The 1,187-nt window shown below is 47.0% G+C and carries 1 protein-coding gene; it reads left to right on the forward strand.

Annotated elements, in window-relative coordinates; genetic code table 11:
* Nucleotides 1-1,187: Tn3 family transposase (locus tag A3750_RS13130; RefSeq protein ID WP_156498576.1), on the forward strand; the 1,187-nt coding region annotated here is incomplete at both ends.

Below are 1,187 nucleotides of genomic sequence, written 5' to 3' on the forward strand. Positions count from 1 at the left end.
GATCGTTTTGAGTGGCTCCTATATCTGCAGATTCCCAGCAAGCTGAATGGACAGCTCTATCTCCCGACCGTCATTAAGTTCCGTTCTCTCCAGGATGATTTGGTCAGCAATGAGCGCTGGAAAGGCAAAAAGACGCTGATCCAACAATCCATGTTGCCTCGCCTGACGGCGAAACCCAGCAAACTAATCGAGACTTTATCCTGTGATCTCAACGATAAACTACAACAGGTCAGTCGGCGCATCGAAAACGGTGACAACCAAAACGTTATCCTGCGCAATCGCACCGGTAAAACAAAGTGGCGGCTGCCCTCAACCGGTGTTAAAAGTATGCTGAACAACCCGTTCTTTGACCAGATAAAACCGATTAATATTACCGATGTACTGCGCTACGTGGATCAGGAGACTGGCTTTCTGGACAACTTTGAACATGTACTACCTGTCCAGTCGAAAGGCCGTGCGAATGTTAATGATCTGTTGGCCGTTATTATTGGTAACGGCACTAATTACGGGCTGTACGGCATGGCCAATATCTCCGACCGGGCGTATGACCAACTAAAAGGTATCCAAGCCAATTACCTGCGGCCGGAGACGCTAAATAATGCCAATGATGTAATCAACAACTCGGTCGCCAGGCTGGCCATCTTTAAACACTACAATATCCAGGAAGACCTCATCCATGCCAGTGCCGATGGGCAAAAGTTCGAGAGCCGGTTGGAGACTTTTAAAACCCGGTACTCCTCAAAATACTTTGGTACTAACAAAGGCGTCTCGGCCATCACTTTGATAGCCAATCACGCAGCGCTAAACGCCAAGGTGATTGGCTCCAACGAACATGAATCCCACTACATCTTTGATTTGTTGCAAAGCAATACATCAGAGATACAACCCGATGTATTATCGACCGATACCCATGGGGTTAATCATGTAAATTTTGCCTTGTTGGATCTGTTTGGCTACACCTTTGCCCCCAGATATGCCCAGTTCGGCAAGGTCATTGAAGAGATGTTCAAAGTCAGTGAAAACAAAGACCAGGGCGTAACACTGAGTTTAAAAAAGCCGATTAAAACAGACCTCATCATTGAGCACTGGGATACCATCCAGCGTATTGCCATCTCGCTTCAGGAGAAAAGTACCACACAAGCGATTCTGGTTCGCAAGTTATCTGGTTACAGCAAAAGCCACCCGTT

The organism is Oleiphilus sp. HI0079, assembly GCF_001635105.1.